This is a genomic window from Gordonia humi (assembly GCF_014197435.1).
GTDB classification, from domain to species: Bacteria; Actinomycetota; Actinomycetes; order Mycobacteriales; family Mycobacteriaceae; genus Gordonia; species Gordonia humi.
In genome coordinates, this window is the sequence record NZ_JACIFP010000001.1 from 91527 (window position 1) to 108780 (window position 17254).

A 17254-nucleotide genomic window follows, 5' to 3' on the forward strand; every position below is an offset into this window, starting at 1 on the left:
TGTCGTCTGCAGGGTTCCCTACTGTGCACCAACGACTTGCGAGGTGAGAGACCATGGCGAGAACTGTGTGGGCCGGTGTGGACGCCGGCAAGTCCGCACACCACTGCGTGGTGATCGACGCCGACGGCGAGCAACTGCTGTCCCGGCGCGTCGACAACGACGAGAAGGCCCTCGGCGACCTGATCGCCGCAGTCGGTGACCTGGCAGAAGGCGGTGAGGTCACCTGGGCGATCGACCTCAACTCCGGAGGCGGCGCTCTGCTGATCTCCCTGCTCATCGGCACCGGGCAGAGATTGCTCTACATCCCTGGCCGCACCGTCTACCACGCCTCGGCCGGGTATCGCGGCGACGGCAAATCCGACGCCAAAGATGCGGCCGTCATTGCCGACCAGGCCCGGATGCGTCGCGACCTGCAGCCCTTGCGCCCAGGCGACGACATCGCCGTAGACCTGCAACTGCTGACCGCCCGCCGTGGCGATCTTGTCGCCGACCGTACCCGCGCGATCAACCGGCTTCGCGCGGTGCTGCTGGAGATCTTCCCCGCACTCGAGCGGGCGTTTGACTACAGCGGTTCCAAAGCAGCACTGCTCTTGCTGACCAGATACCAGACTCCCGAGGCGATCCGCCGCACTGGCCGGGCCCGGTTGGAAGCATGGCTTCGAAACCATAAGGCGCGCAACGCCTCTGCGGTGGCACAGACCGCCATTGAGGCTGCCAACCAGCAACATATCCAGGTCCGCGGCCAGCAGGTTGCCGTCAGCATCGTGGCGCGGCTGGCGAAGGAGGTGATGGCCCTCGACGACGAGATCACCACGACGGAGACTCTCATCGAGGAGCGATTTCTCTGCCACCGGCATGCCGAGATCCTGACCAGCATGCCCGGCTTCGGCGTGATCCTGGCCGCGGAGTTCCTCGCCGCCACCGGCGGGGACATGGCAGTCTTCGGCACCGTCGATCGCCTCGCCGGGGTCGCCGGTCTGGCACCGGTCCCCAAGGACTCGGGACGGGTCAGCGGCAATCTGCACCGGCCGCGGCATTACAGTCGACGCCTGCTGCGTTCCTGCTACCTCGCCGCGCAGGTCGCCGCACGACGGGACCCCGATTCGCACGTCTACTACCAGCGCAAACGCGCCGACGGGAAGACGCACGTCCAGGCGGTCATCGCACTCGCCCGTCGGCGTCTGAACGTGCAATGGGCCATGCTCCGCGATCACAAGCCTTACGCCCCCTCTGTTCCAGAAACCCGAACGCCCACAGCCGCCTGACTACACCGAGATCGAAGCGCGACGCCACGAGGACTTGACAACGTCATTGAGATTCCTCCTTCGGTCACCCACTTATCGACTCATGGTCGAAAACTCCTTTCGACGCTAGACCTCCGACGCGGCGCGCGCCAGTGGGCGGGACCGGCGCCCTGCGTGGCTGGCTGGTGCGCGGGCCCGGGTCAACTACACTGCGGAACGGTGAAGACCATCAGAGACCAGGCACAGCCTGCACGCGGCCGACTGCCCGCCGTGTCGGCGGTCGCCGAAGTCGGCCGCTTCACCTCCACCGCGGGCCACGCGGCGTTCGGCGTCGGACGATTCGCCGTCGGCGCCGTCGGAGACCTGCTGCACGGCAGCCTGCCCGGACCGGCCGACGTGGCCCACGAGGTCCGCCGCACCTTCGAGCACCTCGGCCCGACCTACGTGAAGCTCGGCCAGCTCATCGCCTCGAGCCCCGGTGTCTTCGGCCCGGTGATGGCCGGCGAGTTCGAGTCGCTCCTCGACCGTGTCCGCCCCGCCGACTTCGCCGAGCTCCGCGCGATCGTCGTCGACGAACTCGGCGCCCCGCCTGAGGAGGTCTTCGCGACCTTCGACGAGACGCCGATCGCGTCCGCGTCGATCGCCCAGGTGCACACCGCCACCCTGCACACGGGCGAGGAGGTGGTCGTCAAGATCCAACGTCCGGGCATCGCCGAGCGGTTGGCTCCCGACGTCGCGATCCTCGAACGGGTCGCCGGTCTGCTGGAGGTCTCCGAGTACGGTCGCATGCTGTCGGCGCGGCACGTCGTGGAAGACTTCGCCGACGGGCTCGACGCCGAGCTGGACTTCCGCAACGAGGCCGCGACCATGGCCGAGTGGTTCGCCTGCCTGCAGCCGGGACCGTTCGGCGACCGTGTCCGGGTGCCCCACGTGTACGACGAGTTCACCACGCAGCGCGTGATGACCATGGAGCGCATCTACGCGACCCGCATCGACGACGTCGCCGCCGTCCGAGCCGCGGGCCACGACGGTGAGGCACTGTGCCGCAATCTCCTTCTGTCGCTGCTCGATTCGGCGTTTCACGGCGGACTGTTCCACGGCGACCTGCACGCCGGGAACGTGATGGTCGACGACGACGGGAAGCTGGTCCTCATCGACTTCGGCATCGTCGGACGGTTCGATGCCCGCACGCGCCGTATTCTGCGGCAGCTCGTCGTCGATCTGATCGTCAAACAGGACTACGACTCGGCCGGCCGCGCGATCTTCCTGCTGGGCGCCGTCCACAATCCCGGATCGACGGCCCGAGGCGCCGAGGACCTCAAGAAGGTCACCGTGCCGTTGTCGACCACCGAACTCGGGTCGATGAGCTATACCGATCTGGGCCGTCAGCTGGCGGCCGTCGCCAAGGCGCACGACGCCCGGCTCCCCCGTGAGCTGGTCTTGGTCGGCAAGCAGCTGCTGTACGTGGAGAAGTACATGAAGCTGCTCGCACCGCGCTGGAAGGCGATCAGCGACCGTGAGATCTACGGCTACATGGCTGGCATCCTGAAAGAAGCCGAACGTGATCGTCGAGCCCGCAATGCGTGAGGCGATGACCGACCCTGCACCCTCGACGAGGAGCCGAACCAAGTGAAGCGTGCCCTACTGGCCCTGATGGCGTTCCTCGGCGTCGCGTGCATCGCGGCGGCGATCGCCCTGCCGACGTACCTGGTGCCGAAGTTGAAGGTGGTGCCCCTCGACCTGGACATCACATCGGTCGCCTCCACCGTGTCGACCGACGGCGACGCGGGCGATCGATTCCCCGCCGTCATCTTCGACCGCTGCTCGGTCACCGAGCGCCACGCCAAGCAGTACGACGCGAACCTGACGCAGCAGCGACGGTCGGTGATCGTCGACCCGTCCGACTCCAAGCAGGCCACCCTGCAGTCGGCGCAGACCGTCCGGATCGACCGGGTGCGCGACGCCGACGGCGAGGAGCGCGACCTGTCGATGGCCACCGACGGCGACCGCCCGTGCGACGACGCGCTGCTGACCGCTTCCGTCGACCGCGTATCGGTGAACCGCAAGTCGTCGGCACCCAACGGCGCCGTCAGCTCGCTGCAGCTCGAGGCGGCACCCGACGGCGTCGACGTGAACGACGTGTCGGTCCAGATCCCGCACGAGCAGCGCCGCGGGTTCCAATACAAGTTCGGTTTCGACGTTCAGAAGACCGACTACCTGTACTTCGACACGAACACGCGCCAGGATGCGACCGCCAAGTACGAGGGCGAGCAGAAGATCGACGGCGTCAACACGTACCACTTCGTCGCCGACGTCCCCGAGACCGACCTCTCCGATCTGCCCGATGCCCAGGGCGACGCCGCGCTCGGCACCATCCTGAACATGCCCGCCCGCTGGTGGGGCATCCGCGGCAAGGGCGTGAAGTCGACCGACATGGTCGAGATGCACCGGTACGCGACCGCCAAGCGACACGTGTACGTCGAGCCGGTGACCGGCACGATCATCTACGGGTACGAGGATCAGCATCAGTACTTCAAGTCGCCGGACCAGAGCGAGGAGACGCCCGAACCCGTTCGCGACTTCCAGATGGACGCGCTCAAGGGAACGTTCAAATGGTCCGACGAGACGGTCGCTCAGCAGGCCGACCGCGCCAAGCACTATCTGACGCTGCTGAACGTCGGCGGCAAGTGGGTCCCGATCGCCCTCGGCGTGATCGGCGCGCTGCTGCTGATCGGCTGGGCGCTGCTCGTGTTCCTGGGCCGCAACAAGTCGGACGGCGGCGGTGACGCCGCAGACGGGCCGCAGGGCGGCCCGGACGACGACGGCCCCGACGACGGCTTCACGCCGAGCCCACACGACGGCGCGCCGACCGCCTACGCGTACGACGCGGAGCCCGCGACGACCACCGTGCTCCCGGCGGTGTCGCCGACCGAGACCACCACGGCCATCCCGGCACAGGAGCCGCCCGCCGACGACACCGCGACCACCTCGTGGGAACAGCCGGAGTGGAGCCGCGACGCCTGGCACGAACCCGAACGGGCCCAGCCGACCCATATCGCGCCGAGTCCGGCAGACGATGTGGACACCGGCTCGTTCCGAGCCGTCGCCGATCCGACCCGCCCCATGCCCGATTACGAGCGTTACCGCAGGCCGGAGGACCAGTCATGAACGCCGATCGACTCTTCGACGTCTCCGGACGCCACGTCCTCGTGACAGGAGGCGCCAAGGGGATCGGCGCGATGATCACCCGCGGCTTCCACGAGGCCCGCGCGACGGTGTACGTCTCCGGCCGGTCCGCGGCCGACTGCCGGTCGTTGGCCGACGAACTCGGCGAACGCATCGTCTCGCTGCCCGCCGATGTGAGCACACAGCAGGGCTGCCGTGATCTGGCCGCCGCGGTGGGCGAGCACACCGACCGGCTCGACGTCCTCGTCAACAATGCGGGAACCACCTGGGGCGCGGACGTCGAGGAGTATCCCGATGAGGCGTGGGACAAGGTGCTCGCCCTGAATGTGAAGGCTCCGTTCCACCTGACCGCCGCGTGCCTGCCGATGCTGCGCGCCGCGAGCGACGCCGACCGTCCCGCCCGCGTGATCAACATCGGTTCGGTCGACGGCATGCACGTTCCGGTGTTCGAATCGTATGCGTATTCGACGTCGAAAGCGGGCGTGCATCAACTGACCCGACACCTGGGCAAGCGTCTGGCCGGCGAGCACGTCACGGTCAACGCGATCGCCCCGGGCCTCGTCCCGTCGAAGATGACGAAGTTCCTGCTCGCGGGCGACGGCGAGGCCCAGCTGTCGGCGAGCGTCCCGCTCGGGCGCCTCGCGCGGCCCGACGATCTGGCCGGCGCCGCCATCTTCCTGGCCTCGCCCGCCGCGTCCTGGATCACCGGTGCGGTGCTCCCGGTCGACGGCGGCATGGTGACACTGCAGTAGGGCTCAGTCGCCGCTACCGCCGCGCCACGGCCCGCCCGGCCGCGCGTCCGGAGAAGATGCAGCCGCCGAGGAAGGTCCCCTCCAGTGCGTTGTAGCCGTGGACTCCGCCACCGCCGAATCCGGCGACCTCACCTGCCGCGTACAGACCGTCGAACGCCGACCCGTCCGGATGCATCACCTGCGAGTCGAGATTCGTCTCCAGGCCGCCGAGGGTCTTGCGAGTCAGAATGTTCAGACGCACCGCGATCAACGGACCGTGCGCCGGATCGAGCAGGCGGTGCGGTTTGGCGACGCGGACCACCTTGTCGCCCAGGTAGTTCCGCGCGTTGTGGATCGCCATGACCTGCGCGTCCTTGCTGTATCCGTTCTCCATCTGCGCATCGCGCGAGGAGATCGTCCGCTCGAGCTCCTGCAGATCGATGTGTCCGCCGCGGCCGATCTCGTTCATCCCCTCGACCAGCTCGGGCAGCGTGTCACGGACGACGAAGTCGACGCCGTGTCTCGTGAACGCCTCCACCGGCCCCGGCATGCCCTTGGCCAGCCGACTCCGCGCGGCGAGCTTCAACGACTTCTCGGTGATGTCCGGGTTCTGCTCGGAGCCCGACAGAGCGAACTCCTTCTCGATGATCGACTTGTCGAGCACGAACCACGAGTAGTCGTAACCGGTGCTCAGGATCGCCTTCATCGTCGTATTCGTGTCGAAGCCAGGGAAGTTCGGCGCCGGGAGACGGTTGCCGTTCGCGTCGAGCCACAGCGACGACGGCCCGGGAATGATCCGGATGGCGTGCTCGGACCAGATCGGATCCCAGTTCTGGATGCCTTCGGTGTAGTGCCACATGCGGTCACGGTTGACGATGTTGCCACCCGCGGCCTCGGTGATCTCCAGCATTCGACCGTCGACGTAGTCGGGCACACCGGCGATCATGAACTTCGGCACCGGACCGAGACGCTCGGTGGGCCAGTTCTTGCGAACCAGATCGTGGTTGTGGCCGATGCCGCCCGAGGTGACGATCACCGCGCCGCCGCGAATCTCGAAGTCGTCGGTCTCGACGCGCGAGGACGGGACGCCTCGCTCGGTGTCGCTGTGCTCGAGCACCCGACCGCGCACACCGACGGCCGTGCCGCCGTCGACGATCAGCTCGTCCACCCGGTGCCGGAACGCGAACGTCACCAGCCCCTTCTTCTCCGCCTCCAGCACGGGCTCGAGGAACACCCGGACCACTTCCGGCCCGGTGCCCCACGTCAGATGGAACCGGGGAACCGAGTTCCCGTGGCCGTCGGCGAAGCCGCCGCCGCGTTCGGCCCAGCCGACCACCGGCGTGAATCGCAGTCCGAGATCGTGCAGGTACTGGCGTTTGATCGTCGACGCGAAGTCGACGTAGGCGCGTGCCCACTGCCGAGGCCAGTAGTCCTCGTCCTCCCGGTCGAAGCCCGCCGACCCCATCCAGTCCTGCAACGCGAGTTCGGGAGAGTCCTTGACGCCGAGGCGACGCTGCTCGGGACTGTCGACCAGGAAGATGCCGCCCAACGACCAGTACGCCTGCCCACCGAGGTTGGCGCGATTCTCCTGATCGACCACGACGACGCGTCTGCCCGCCCGGGTCAGCTCGTAGGTGGCGACCAGACCCGCCAGTCCCGCCCCGACGACGACGGCATCGGCGGTGTTCTCCCCTGTGGCCACGACAACCCCTCTCCCGCGGGCTACGGTATCGCCCACATCACATCGAGTGACTCTACCGCCATTCCGAAGAGGCCCTCCGGCCCACGCCGTGAGTACTTCCGAGATCCGTTCTGATCCAGTGGATCCCGAGCGGCCACCCCGCCGGGCACCGCAAGCGACGCCCCCGCGAAACCGCCGCCGCTCGGGCTGGGAATCACATTCGAACCAAATGAGTGCTTGACATCACATACACCTGGTAGTTCACTATATCCAATGGTCCTACCAATTGATGAATGGACCAGATATCTCCCTCCCCGTCCACCCTCGACCACTGGAGATCATCCGTGACTACCTCCGCGGAGGCGTCCACCGACGCCGCCATGATGCGCCGCGTACTCAGAGCAGGCGCGATCGGCAACTTCATCGAGTACTTCGACAACGCGCTGTACGCCTACTTCGCAGTGACCATCGCGAAACTGTTCTTCCCGAGCGACGACCCGGTCGCCGGCCTCCTTGCGACGTTCGCAGTGTTCGGAATCGCATTCTTCATTCGGCCGGTCGGCGGCATCGTCTTCGGCCACATCGGGGATCGACTCGGACGTAAGCGCCAGTTGATTCTCGCGCTGCTCCTCATGAGCCTCGCGACCACGATCCTCGGGCTGCTCCCGACGTACGACTCCGTCGGAGTCCTCGCCCCGATCCTCCTCGTCGTGGTCCGCCTGCTTCAGGGCTTCTCCGTCGGTGGAGAATCGACCGGGGCCTTCGTGCTGGTCGTCGAACACTCGGACACCGAGTCGCGGGGTAGGAACACGGCTCCGCTGATCGTGTCCTCTGTGGCGGGTGCACTGTTCGCGGCGGTCGCGGCACTCATCCTGACCGCCGCACTGCCCGCCGACTCGATCACCGGTTGGGGTTGGCGAATCCCCTTCCTCCTGGCGATCCCGCTCGGCATCGTCGGCGTCTACCTGCGACTGCACATCGACGACTCGGAAGCGTACAAGGAAGCGGCGAAAGAATCCGCGGTCATCAGCAGCGAAGCCGAACACCGCCCCATGCCTCTGGTCGAGGCGTTCCGCACCGTGCCGAAGCAGATCTTCATCTTGTTCGCCTGGGTCTCACTGCAGGCCGCGGCCGGATACATCACCGTCGGGTACATGGTTTCTCACCTGCAGCAGTTCGAGGACTACTCGTTCAGCGTGTCACTCGGGATCTACATCGCGGCACTGGCGATCGCGATGGTGCTCTCCTCTCTTCTCGGACGCCTGATGGACCGGATCTCCCGCAAGGCGTTCGCGTCGATTCTCGCGGTCGGACTCGCAGTCTGGGTCTTCCCGGCGTTCGCGCTGATGTCCTTGGGGCCGGTGGCTTCCGCGATCGGTCTCGGCGTCTTCGCCTCACTCATGTACGGCACGATGATCACGTCCGGAGTGGCGATCGTCGAACTCTTCCCCGTCGACGTGCGCGCCAGCGCCAGCGGCCTCGCATACTCGGTCGCATTCGCCGTATTCGGCGGAACCGCTCCGTACATCGCGACCTGGCTATCCGACAAGCTCGGTGCCACCGCGCCGTCGTACTACGTCATCGTCTTCGCCGTCATCGGCATATTCATCGCACGATGGGGCATCCCCAACGCCCGGCAGATGAACGTCATCGCCGATCCGTTGACCTCGGCGGGCAGCGAAGCCGCTTCCAGCCACCGACTCGCGACGTAGCGCTAGACTAGCGCCCCAGATCAGATCGTGAGAGTGCCCCAGACACCCGAGTCTGGGGCACTCTCACGTAAAGACACCTTCCACGACGGAGGCCTTGCGATGACCTCACACTCCGGCGAGTCCGTGATCAGCCGGGTCGCCCGTATTCTTGCCGCCTTCGACCGCGAGACGCGGTCGATGCCGCTCACCGTCCTCGCCGACCGGACCGGACTGCCGCTTCCGACCACGTACCGGCTCGTGTCCGAGCTCGTCCGCTACGGGCTGCTAGAACGCGACGCCGACAAACAGATCCGCGTCGGCTTACGCCTATGGGAGCTGTCGACACGCGGCAACGAGACCCTGTCGCTCCGTGACACCGCCCTTCCCTACATGGAAGATCTGTTCGAGAGCCTCGGATGTCTCACCACCCTCTCCGTTCTCGACGGCGGGACTCTGCTGTACGTGGAGCGGATGACTCCGACCGGCTTCTCCTTGGACCGAGCGCTCGTCGCACAGCGACATCCGATTCACGCCGCGTCATCGGGCCTCGTGCTCCTCGCGTTCGCACCCGCCGACGTCCAGGACGAGTTCCTCACGAAACCGCTCCGCAAGTACACCGAGAACACCATCACCGACGAACGCACCCTGCGACGGCTGCTCGCCGAGATCAGGAAACAGCGGTTCTGTTCGGCACCCGGGATCGGGACGCCGGGATGGACCGGCATGGCGGTCCCGATATTCGGCGCGGCGCGGCAGGTCGTCGCCGCGTTGAGCGTGGTGTACGAGAGCGGCACCGAGCGCCCCCGGGAGGCCGTACCCGCGCTGCATTCGGCATCGTTCGGGATCTCGATGGCGCTCGGTGTGAAGCCGCCGAGACGCTCCTGAACCGACCCGCCGACCGAGGCTTTCGGTCAGCGAAAACGGAGCACTCTCATCACATTCGCGGTGGCAACGTGGTGTGCAGCACACCCCGTCGAGAGGATACTCATGACCAGCCCCGCCCATGTCGACGACCGCGTCACGGACACCCCGACCGTTAGGGGAGACAGCCTTCCCTACTCCCACGAACTGGAATGGCCGACGGGACTGACCCCGTGGACTGTGATCGACGAGACCGGAGCCCAAGGCGAACCGTACGCACATTTCGCCTGGATGCGGGAGAACCATCCGGTTCTACGCGTCAGCCACCCCGACGAGGACGTGTACTTCGTGTCCCGATACCAGGACGTGCGGAAGGGCATGCGCTCACCGAAGATCCTGAACAACCAGGTGAACGACGTCCCGCCGTTCGCCTTTCCGACGCTGCTCGACGGGAAGACGCACGCGAAACTGCGAAAGGTGATCGCGTCGGCGTTCATCCCGAAGGCGATCGCACTCGTCGAAGACCGGGTGCGCGAGGTCTCTGCCGAACTGGCTCAGTCGTTCGTGGCGAACGGCGGCGGCGAGGTCGTGGAACAGGTGTCGCGGCCGCTCACCATCGCCACCATCAGTGGAATCCTCGGCGTACCGATCGACGACATCGAGAAGATGAACTTCCTCGCCGACAAGCTCTTCGTGTTGTTCGCTCGGGTGTCCCGTATGGCTCCGGGCGATGCCGACGACGAGAGATACGCGAACGAGTTGTTCGCATACCTCAACCAGACTCTTCGCCGGCTGCACGCGGAACAGAGCGAGACCGTCGCCGGTCTGATCGCTCGCGCATGGCTCGACGACGGGGTGCTCACCGAGGACGAGGCCACCGAACTGTGCGCCTTCGTGTTCGTCGCGGGCTTCGAGACCACCGAACGTCTCATCGCCGGAGGGTTCCGCGAACTGCGTGCGGACCCGAACCTGCTCGTCCGTATCCGGGCCAACCCCGCGGAAGACGGCGAGAAGTTCATCGAGGAACTCGTACGGTTCCGGGGACCGGTGCACAAGGCGCCGCGACGCGCCGTCGACGACATCGAGATCGCGGGCGTCGTGATTCCGAAGGGCTCCATCGTTCGGCTGCTCCTGGCCTCAGCGAACCGAGACGAATCCCGATGGCCGCACGCCGACGAGTTCGACATCGACCGAGAGGCCGACGGGCACTTCGGCTTCGGGCACGGAGTACACGCATGCCTCGGAGCACCCCTCGCCAGGCTCGAGAGCCGCATCTTGTTCGAAGAGCTCGCCAAGCGCGCCGAATCGGTGCATTTCGACCCCGACGCCGACCTGGAACTCCTCAAAGGCAGCAGCCTCACCAACGGTGTCGACTCCCTTGTCGTCACCGTCACGCCCGTGTCCTGACGCGGTCGGTGCACGTCATCCGGATATAGAGAGGTCGGTGTTCGCCAAGCGAACACCGACCTCTCTGTCAGGCACCGATCCGCGGAACGGATCTCAGAAGTTCGTGCAGCCCGCGTCGACCACGAAGTCCGTACCCGTCATGTACTTCGACTCGTCGGACGCCAGGAACAGCACCGCATCACTGACGTCCTCCGGCTGAAGCCTCTCCACGTCGAGCGCATTGCCGAATGTGACACCGATACGCGGATCCCGTTCGATGAGTTCACCGATACGCGACAGCCCGTTGGTCAGTTCGGTCTCCACACCCGTCGGATGAACGACGTTGACCCGAATGGCATGTCGGGCGAGCTCATTCGCCATCGTCTTCGCGACGCCGGACAGGCCGTGCTTGGAGGCGACGTACGGCGCGAAGAACGGCACGCCCTGCACCCCGCACGTCGAACCGGTGCAGATGATCGAGCCGCCGCCGCCTTCGATCAGATACGGCGCGGTGATCGACATGGTGTTCCAGGCCCCGGTGAGGTTCGTGTCGATGGTGTCCTTCCACACCTCGTCGGTCACCTCGTCCCACGAGCCGAGCACGCAGATCCCGGCATTCGCGACGACGATGTCGATGCCGCCGAGTCGCTCGGCGCCGAGGCGGGCCGCTTCCCGCAGTTCCTCGGGCGCGCGGACGTCAGCGACACTGGTGACCGCTCGGCGCCCGAGTGCCTCGACGAGCCTCGCCGTCTCCGCCAGCTCGTCCGGGCTCGGCATCACGTAGTCGGTGGTCGTGTACTCGGTGCACGCGTCGACGGCGACGATGTCGGCTCCTTCGCCGGCCAGGCGAAGCGCGTGACTGCGCCCCTGGCCTCGTGCAGCACCCGTGATGAACGCGACTCTTCCGTCAAGTCGACCGCTGGACATGTTCGATTCCTTCCTTCGATTCACAATGATCAGAGCTGCAGTGCCACGAACTTGGTCTCGAGGAACTCCTCGATCCCCTCTGTGGATCCCTCCCGACCGAGCCCGGACTTCTTCGTCCCGCCGAACGGAGCGGCGGCGTACGCGACGGTTCCGCGGTTGAGTCCGACGTTGCCGGACTCCAGCGCTTCAGAGACCCGTACCGCTCGCCGCAGGTCCTCGGTGAAGACGTACGAGACGAGCCCGTAGTAGGTGTCGTTCGCCCGAGCGATGACGTCGGCCTCGTCATCGAAGGGGATCAGCGCGATCACCGGGCCGAACACCTCTTCGCGCATGAGTTCGGCCGTCGACGGGATGTCTCGGAGGATCGTCGGCGGGTAGAAGGTCCCAGGCCGATCAATACGGTGTCCGCCGGTGACCAGGCGGGCTCCCCGCGCGACCGCGTCGTCGACCATCGCCTGAACGTGCGAGACCTGCTTCTCGTTGACCAACGGCCCCAGCGTCACAGCCGGATCGAGGCCGTGGCCCTGAACGAGCGCGGTCACCCGCGTGAGAACGCGCGACTCGAACTCGTCGACCAACGTCGAGTGCACGAAGATCCGGTTGGCGGACGTGCACGTCTGGCCGCAGTTCCACATCTTGTTGATCAGCAGGCTGTCGACGGCGACATCGAGGTCGGCATCGTCGAAGACGATGAACGGCGCATTGCCGCCCAGCTCCATCGAACAGTTCACGACCTCCTGCGCCGCCTGCTCCAGCAGCTTCACACCGACCGAGGTCGACCCGGTGAACGAGAGCTTGCGCGCGAGGCCAGATCGGATCAGCGGTTCCATCACCGCATTCGACTCACTCGTCGTCACGACGTTCACCACCCCGGCGGGAAGACCCGCGTCGAGGAGGATCGCCACGAAGGCGAGCACCGCGAGCGGAGTCTCCTTGGCAGGTTTGACGACCGCGGTACAGCCCGCCGCGATGGCCGGGGCGAGCTTGCGGACCGCTTGGGACAGCGGAAAGTTCCACGGGGTGATCAGGACGGACGGACCGATCGGCGCTCGGGTGACGATCATTCGCCCGTCGACGCCCGGATTCTGTTGGTACGAACCGTGCACACGCACGGCCTCCTCCGCGAAGTGCTGAATCCACTCGGCGACACTCGTGAGCTCGGCCAGCGACTCCGCGAGCGGTTTGCCGGATTCCACGGTGAGGACACGTGCGAGGTCGTCTCGACGTTCATCGAGCAACGCGAGCGCACGCAACAGAATGCGCTGTCGATCGCGCGGAAGCAGCGCGGCGAAACCCGCTTGTGCGGCGACGGCGGCGTCGAGTGCCCGGCGCCCGTCGGCGGGCGAGGCATCCGCGACCGCACACACGATTTCGCCCGAACCCGGGTCGACGACGTCGAACGTGCGGTCATCGGCCGCCGGCTGCCAGAGTCCGCCGATGCACAGCTGCGTAGGCGTCCGCGCCGGCAACGCGGTGTCCGACGGTGTCACGGTCCCGGTCACAGGGTCTCCCTCTCATAGGTGGCGTCACGGTTCTGATACGCGGCCTTCGTCCCCTTGTCACGGCGCTCGCGGAAGAAGTTGAACTCGTCCTCCTCGAACGACAGTCCGGTGCCGAGCGTGTGTCCCACGGCTCCGCGCATGAACTGCTGTGAGCCGCCGAGCGAATCGATCGCCATGTTGTGAATCGCCTTCCCGAGCACGATCGCGTCCCGGGGATTGCGCGCGACCTTCTCGGCCCACCGCTCGGTCGTCGCCTCGAGGTCCGCCGCGGGCACCGAGATGTTGGCGAGCCCCAGACGTTCGGCGTCTTTGCCGTCGAACTGTGAACCGAACAGCAGGAGTTCTCGAACCTTCTTCGGTCCGTACGTCAGGATCTGCATGTTCAGATGCCAGGTGTTGCCCGCGAAGCCCAGCCGTTGCTCGGCGTGGCTGAACTTCGCATCGTCGGCGCAGACGACGAGATCGACCAGTTCGGTCAGGTACATTCCGAATCCGACCGCGGATCCCTGGACCTGCGCGATCACCGGCTTCTCCGCGTACTGGAACGCCATGTACTCGTCGGCGAGCTTCTTGTCGAAGGACAACCGGGCTCGTTGACTCATCCGGAACGGCTTCCCGTCCGCTCCCTTGCAGTCCAGGCCGAACACTCGCACCACGTCGTCGAAGTCGTGTCCGGCGCAGAACGATCTGCCACGCCCTTTCAGAATGATCACCTTGATGTCGTCGTCGGCTTCGAGTTCATGAAGGCGCTCGACGAGGAACTGCGCGTCGTCGAAGGTGAGAGCGTTGCTCTTGTCCGGCCGGTTGAGGACGAGGCGACCGACATGGCCGGATCGTTCGACCAGGACCGGATGATGCGATGTGTTGCTCATGCTTACTCCTGTGTTGAGAGTGTCGGCCGTGCGGCGGCACGGCGGGCGAGGACGGTGTCCAGGTCGGTCGTCTCGAGCCTTCCCGTGCGCTCGGACGTCGCCCAGGGGCGACCCGGAACGCGGAGGCGGCGACCGCCGGAGATCTCCACCTCGTCGAAGAATCCGCGGTGATCGCTCAGCTGCGGGTCGTCGAGCACTTCGTCCACCGATCGCACCGGAGCTGCCGGCACCGCGTGCTCCTGTGCGAGATCGAGGATCTCGTCGCGGCTGTGGGCCATCAGCCACGGAGCGACGAGCTCGTCGACCTCGTCGGGATAGTCCATGGCGATCGCGTACAGATCCCGATAGCGATCGAGCTCGGACCACTCCGGATCGCCCATCATCGCGAGCATGCTCTCCCATTCGCGCTGACTTCGCGTGATCATGGCGACATAGCCGTCCTTGCACGGAAACAGTCCGAACGGGTAGCGGCCGCCGGACCCGGGGGCCCGACGACCGTCCCGCCGCAGCGGGATGTCGTAGTACGACGCGACCGCACCGTAGATCCGGACGTAGGACGCCAGGACCTCCGAACCGGCGATCTCCACTCGTCGACCTCGGCCGGTGCGCCGCGCGACCAGGAGCGCAGTGTTCGCGGCCGCCGCACCGTGCAGTCCGAGTTGCAGCGACCCGATCCCGTTGGGCAGCGCGAGCGGCTCGCGGTCGGGCGATCCGACCATCTCCATCAGTCCGCTGCGAGCCTGCATGGTGAGCTCGCCGCCCTCGTCCGCGCCGGGGGCCGCCGTCAACCGCACGTGACTGATCCTCGGATTGAGGCGGTTCACCGACTCGAAGTCCCAGCCGCGGCGTCGAAGCTCGTCCTCGGGCAGGTCGGTGATGATCAGGTCCGCGTGCGGCACCAGTTCGTCGCACAGGACCTCGTCGAGCCAACCGGTGCTGCGGTCGGCCGGTGGACCTATCGCGTCCTTGTACGGGTCGAGGAACGCTCGGGCGCTCTCGGGGAGCGCTGCTCGCCGCGCATCGTCGTCGACGACGATGACGTCGCCGCCCATGTCGGCGATCAGCTTGCCCGCGAACGCCGCCGATCGGGATCGACCGATCTCGATGGTCACCGTGTCGTTCAGCAGACCGGGCTCCGGTGTCGACGTCGTGGTCATCGCAGTGCCCCCTCCTCGTCGAATCCTTGCAATGTCTCGTCGGTGACGTAGCGCGTCAGCACCGCGGAGTTGTCGCTTCCCAGGAGTGGCGCGACGCTGCGCACTCGCGGCAGTCGGCCGTCGAGACGCCACGGAACGCTCGTGATGTGCAGATCACCGACGAGCGCGTTCGGATGCGCGATCGTCTGGGTGAATCCCCGCGCGGCGCTCGCCGGATCCGCGGCCACCTGGTCGGGGGTCAGAACCGGTGACGTCTCGACGCCGCGAGCCGTCAACCGCGCGAGCAGCTCGTCACGCGAGACCGATCCCCGACTCAGATCCTCGGCACCGAGTCCGTCCGTCGCGCCGGCCGCGGCGATCCACCCGCTTCCGTCTCGGTCGCCGGGATCACGAATCAGTGTCCACGGACGTCCGTCCGGGTCGGCGTTGCCACGGGGTCCAGGCGGAGTGCCGGTGACGCCGTACTCGGCGAACGCCTCACCCGCCAGTGTCGACGCCGCTTCGATCTGCGACAGATCGATGTGACAGCCCTGACCGGTGTCCTCGCGACCTCGCAGCGCAGCGGACACGAGAGCGACACCGTAGAAGCTGCAGTTGAGATCGGCGAGCGCCAACGCCGAGCACCCGAGAACGTCTCCGTCGTCGTACCCGATCAGCCCTTCGACGCCTGCCAACGCACTCATCACAGGTGCGTACGACCGCTGGGTGCGCAACGGACCGGTCTGGCCGTAGCCGCTCGCGGACAGGATCACCAGACGCGGAAAACGTGCGCGCAGGTCCGCGACGGTGAGTCCGAGTCGATCGAGCCACCCCGGCACGAAGTTCTCGATGAAGACGTCGGCGTCGCCGAGCAGGTCGAGGAACAGTCCCCGACCTGCCTCCGTCTTGAGGTTCAACGTCACGCTTCGCTTGCTCGAGCTGGCCTCGTGCAGCAGTTGGAACGCCTCGTCGGCCGGAAATCCCTCCGGATCCGTCGGCCTCGGCAGTCGCGCCCTGTTGACATCCGGTTTGGCTCGCGACTCGACCTTCACGACCTCGGCGCCGAGTTCGGCGAGTACGCGGCCGACGAGCGGAGCGGACACCGCCGTCGTCACTTCGACGACGTTGACTCCGTCCAGCCACTCGATGTCGGTCAACGGCGGTCCGATGCGTTCGGCGTCTCGCACATCAGACATTCGCGAGCACCTCGTGTCCGTCGGCCGACCAGCCGGCCAGCACGTCTTCGGACTCGAGCACTCGCCCGGTCACCTGCTCCGGGGTCGCGGCGCCGAGGATCACCGCGGCTCGGCCCATGACGTCCGGCTTCTCGGCGTTCGGGTCGTCGGCCTTCAGGACACCGTGGAACACGGGCCCCGGAGTCGCGACCAGTCGAGACGGACGCAGCGCGTTCACCGCTATGCCGTCGTCGTACACCTCCGCCGCGAAGCCCGTGGTGAGTCGGTCGAGAGCCGCTTTGATCATGCCGTACACGGTGGTCGTGCCCTTCGCGTTAAACCGCGACGGCGGCATCTCCGGATGCTTCGACTCCCACGACGTGATGTTGATGATCGAGCCGGTGCCGCGGTCCCGCATAGCCGGCAGCACCAGCTGTGTGAGGTGCAGCGGTGCGGCCACCTGAATGTCGTACATGAGCCGCACTCGACTCGGCTTGAGTTCGGCGCCCGCTTGAAAGAAGGTGACCGCGGCATTGTTGACCAGGATGTCGACCTTGCCGAAGTGCTCGACCGCCTCGTCGACGATGCGCTGCCTGTCCACCTCGCTCGTGAGGTCGGCGACGATCGTGTGCACGCGACCGCCGGCCGCGACCACGGCGGCAGCGGTCTCCTCCAGGGTGCCCGGCAATTTGCCCGGCTGGTCGTTGCTCGAGCGTGCCGTGATGACCACGTCGGCGCCCGCTCGCCCGAGTTCTTCGGCGATCGACGCACCGATCCCACGACTGGCGCCGGTGATGAGTGCGACTCTGCCCGTCAGAATTCCCATGTGAACTCTCCTTATTGCTCAATAGAAGTCGGTGTG

At 66.6% G+C, this 17254-nt stretch carries 14 protein-coding genes; 7 read left to right on the forward strand and 7 right to left on the reverse strand.

The window, feature by feature from the left end:
- Positions 1-53: 53 nt before the first annotated feature.
- The 4 genes from BKA16_RS00400 (at position 54) to BKA16_RS00415 (ending at position 5182) form a co-directional block, all read left to right on the forward strand.
- The gene (locus BKA16_RS00400) at positions 54-1265 is read left to right on the forward strand and encodes an IS110 family RNA-guided transposase (protein ID WP_183368710.1); all 1212 of its coding nucleotides are present in this window, start codon (positions 54-56) and stop codon (positions 1263-1265) included.
- Between the two features lie 207 nt (positions 1266-1472).
- Entirely contained in the window at positions 1473-2831 is a 1359-nt protein-coding gene (locus BKA16_RS00405) for an ABC1 kinase family protein (protein WP_382427763.1), read from the forward strand.
- 42 nt (positions 2832-2873) lie between these two features.
- Positions 2874-4412, forward strand: coding sequence for a cell envelope lipid trafficking protein PgfA (gene pgfA, locus BKA16_RS00410; RefSeq protein WP_183368712.1), 1539 nt, complete (start codon positions 2874-2876; stop codon positions 4410-4412).
- Positions 4409-5182, forward strand: coding sequence for an SDR family oxidoreductase (locus BKA16_RS00415; protein ID WP_183368713.1), 774 nt, complete (start codon positions 4409-4411; stop codon positions 5180-5182). The genes pgfA and BKA16_RS00415 overlap by 4 nt, the downstream gene beginning before the upstream one ends.
- A gap of 13 nt (positions 5183-5195) precedes the next feature.
- Here the strand turns inward: BKA16_RS00415 and BKA16_RS00420 are convergent, their stop codons facing one another.
- The gene (locus BKA16_RS00420) at positions 5196-6863 is read right to left on the reverse strand and encodes an FAD-binding dehydrogenase (RefSeq protein ID WP_183368714.1); all 1668 of its coding nucleotides are present in this window, start codon (positions 6861-6863) and stop codon (positions 5196-5198) included.
- 323 nt (positions 6864-7186) lie between these two features.
- Between BKA16_RS00420 and BKA16_RS00425 the strand changes: the two genes are divergently transcribed.
- From BKA16_RS00425 to BKA16_RS00435, 3 genes are all read left to right on the forward strand, one after another.
- The gene (locus BKA16_RS00425; protein WP_183368715.1) at positions 7187-8554 is read left to right on the forward strand and encodes an MFS transporter; all 1368 of its coding nucleotides are present in this window, start codon (positions 7187-7189) and stop codon (positions 8552-8554) included.
- A 99-nt stretch (positions 8555-8653) separates the two neighbouring features.
- On the forward strand, positions 8654-9418 hold the full coding sequence (locus tag BKA16_RS00430; RefSeq protein ID WP_183368716.1) for an IclR family transcriptional regulator: 765 nt from the start codon (positions 8654-8656) through the stop codon (positions 9416-9418).
- Positions 9419-9520: 102 nt separating this feature from the next.
- The gene (locus tag BKA16_RS00435) at positions 9521-10801 is read left to right on the forward strand and encodes a cytochrome P450 (protein ID WP_183368717.1); all 1281 of its coding nucleotides are present in this window, start codon (positions 9521-9523) and stop codon (positions 10799-10801) included.
- A 93-nt stretch (positions 10802-10894) separates the two neighbouring features.
- Here the strand turns inward: BKA16_RS00435 and BKA16_RS00440 are convergent, their stop codons facing one another.
- From BKA16_RS00440 to BKA16_RS00465, 6 genes are read right to left on the reverse strand one after another with little or no spacing between them, the layout of a single operon-like run.
- Positions 10895-11707, reverse strand: coding sequence for a mycofactocin-coupled SDR family oxidoreductase (locus tag BKA16_RS00440; RefSeq protein ID WP_183368718.1), 813 nt, complete (start codon positions 11705-11707; stop codon positions 10895-10897).
- 29 nt (positions 11708-11736) lie between these two features.
- On the reverse strand, positions 11737-13209 hold the full coding sequence (locus BKA16_RS00445; RefSeq protein WP_343067225.1) for an NAD-dependent succinate-semialdehyde dehydrogenase: 1473 nt from the start codon (positions 13207-13209) through the stop codon (positions 11737-11739).
- Positions 13206-14081, reverse strand: a complete 876-nt coding sequence (locus tag BKA16_RS00450; RefSeq protein WP_183368719.1) for an enoyl-CoA hydratase/isomerase family protein — start codon at positions 14079-14081, stop codon at positions 13206-13208. Before BKA16_RS00450 ends, BKA16_RS00445 begins: the two co-directional genes overlap by 4 nt.
- A gap of 2 nt (positions 14082-14083) precedes the next feature.
- Positions 14084-15238 (reverse strand): CoA transferase, encoded by a 1155-nt coding sequence (locus BKA16_RS00455; protein WP_183368720.1) that lies wholly within the window; start codon positions 15236-15238, stop codon positions 14084-14086.
- Positions 15235-16413, reverse strand: a complete 1179-nt coding sequence (locus BKA16_RS00460; RefSeq protein ID WP_183368721.1) for a CaiB/BaiF CoA transferase family protein — start codon at positions 16411-16413, stop codon at positions 15235-15237. Before BKA16_RS00460 ends, BKA16_RS00455 begins: the two co-directional genes overlap by 4 nt.
- The gene (locus tag BKA16_RS00465; RefSeq protein ID WP_183368722.1) at positions 16406-17218 is read right to left on the reverse strand and encodes an SDR family NAD(P)-dependent oxidoreductase; all 813 of its coding nucleotides are present in this window, start codon (positions 17216-17218) and stop codon (positions 16406-16408) included. Before BKA16_RS00465 ends, BKA16_RS00460 begins: the two co-directional genes overlap by 8 nt.
- Positions 17219-17254: the final 36 nt, after the last annotated feature.